Here is a 1,665-nt window from a genome sequence, read left to right as displayed (position 1 = left end):
AGAAGCTGTTGTCTTTTCGGGCGTGATCGGTGCGTTTCCGCTGGTCGGGGATAGCAGTGGTGATTCCGTGGGAGTCGTGACCTGTCGGGTCGTCGTTCCCCGGGAGGTCACGGATGCCGTCGGTTGTCGGACTGCTGGAACAGCACGAGCTCGCCGCTCGCCGTCGAGTCGACGGGCTGCGGGAGGAGGCCGACCGCATCCAGGCCGAGCTGGCTGCGGCCGAGCAGGAATGGCAGGAGTGGGCGATTGCCCGCAGGCGGGTCGACACGGTGCTGGCTCCGGATAGCGGCGACACCGCCGGCACGGAGGCCACTGGCGATCGGCGGGATGCGGACGCGCCGACGGAACCCCGGGACGCGGCGAAGCCGAAGTCGCAGGTGCCGGCGTGGCGCCAGGGGCTGGCCTGGTCGGCGCTGTCGGTCGACTACCAGCGCATCCTCACGGCGCTCGCAGACCGGGACCGGCTTCATCAAGGGCCGCTGACCTGCCAAGAGATGGCTGCGTTGTTCGGTATGGACGTGGTGCCGGCGCGGGTGGAGGCACTGCGGTCGAAGGCGAAACGCCTGGTCGCGCGGGGTTGGCTGGCCGAGCGGCAGCCGGGCCGGTTCACCCTCGTGGCAGGCGTGACCGGGCCAGGCTGCGCGTCATGAGCAGGGTCATCGACCAGTAGATCATCGCCTCGGCGCTGGTGGTGCGCCGCTCGAAGTCGCGCACCAGACGGCGGCTTCGCATCAGGTGGGCGAAAAGGCGCTCGACGATCCACCGCTTGGGCAGCACCACGAACCCCTTCTGGTCGTCGCTGCGTTTGACGATCGCCAGGACCAGGGTGAACGTGGCCAGGCAGTACTCGACGAGGCTGCCGGTGTAGCCGCCGTCGGCCCAGACCAGTTCGAGGCGGTGGTGCACGTCGGCGACCTGCCCGAGCAGGACCTGGGCGGCGATGCGGTCGCCGGTGTCCGCGGCGGTGACCATCACGCCCAGCAGCAGACCGAGCGTGTCGACCACGACGTGCCGCTTGCGGCCGTTGATCAGCTTGCCGCCGTCGAAGCCCCGGCTGTCCCCACCGACGACGGCGTCCGCCTTGACGGACTGCGAATCGATCACTGCGGCCGTCGGCTCCGCATCCCGCCCCAACTCCTCGCGCACCCTCGCGCGCAACCGGTCGTGGAACTCCTTGACCAGCAAGTTGTCGCGCCAGCGGCGGAAGAATGCGTAAATGCGGTCCCACGGCGGAAAGTCGACGGGCATCGCTCGCCACTTGATCCCGTTGTCCACGAGATACCGGATCGCATCGAGCATCGCCCGGTGGCAGTACGCCTCCGGCCGGCCGCCCCGGCCACGCATCCAGCCCGGCACCGGCAGCAACGGGCGGATGACGGTCCACTCCCCGTCCGTCATGTCCGTCGGATAGCGAGGCTGCCGCGTCCCGTTGTCGGCGGCGTTTCCGAACCGGTGAGCCAGGCAGTCACACTCCCAGGTGACCGCGCTGGACTGCCCGGCCATCGACACGCAAGACTGCTGCACCAGGGCCTCCCGCTGCTCGGTGATTCGACACCAACGAGCTGTTCAGGAGGCCCTGTTCGTATGCGCCCAGCGTCCCACGACCACCCGATCGGGACTCCCGTTCGACGCGCATCCCTCAAGATCGAAAAGACAACAGCTTCT

The 1,665-nt window shown here is 68.8% G+C and carries 2 protein-coding genes; one reads left to right on the top strand and one right to left on the bottom strand.

The annotated features are described in order from the left end of the window. Positions 1–113 precede the first annotated feature (113 nt). Positions 114–650 carry a hypothetical protein gene (locus AB0F77_RS42980; protein ID WP_358079777.1) on the top strand — a complete coding sequence of 179 codons (537 nt, stop codon included), beginning with the start codon at positions 114–116 and terminating at the stop codon, positions 648–650. Here AB0F77_RS42980 and AB0F77_RS42975 read toward each other — a convergent pair. Next, positions 607–1,398 carry an IS5 family transposase gene (locus AB0F77_RS42975; RefSeq protein ID WP_358079779.1) on the bottom strand — a complete coding sequence of 264 codons (792 nt, stop codon included), beginning with the start codon at positions 1,396–1,398 and terminating at the stop codon, positions 607–609. The genes AB0F77_RS42980 and AB0F77_RS42975 overlap by 44 nt on opposite strands. Positions 1,399–1,665: the final 267 nt, after the last annotated feature.

The organism is Streptomyces sp. NPDC026672, from assembly GCF_040638185.1.
Taxonomy (GTDB): Bacteria; Actinomycetota; Actinomycetes; order Streptomycetales; family Streptomycetaceae; genus Streptomyces.
The sequence above is the reverse complement of the archived record's forward strand: the minus strand, read 5'-3'. Positions and strand labels throughout refer to the sequence as shown.

What these genes read in the sequence shown, in the direction of transcription:
- AB0F77_RS42975 (WP_358079779.1), bottom strand. Translation starts at nt 1,398, where the DNA reads ATGACGGACGGGGAGTGGACCGTCATCCGCCCGTTGCTGCCGGTGCCG.
- AB0F77_RS42980 (WP_358079777.1), top strand. Translation starts at nt 114, where the DNA reads ATGCCGTCGGTTGTCGGACTGCTGGAACAGCACGAGCTCGCCGCTCGC.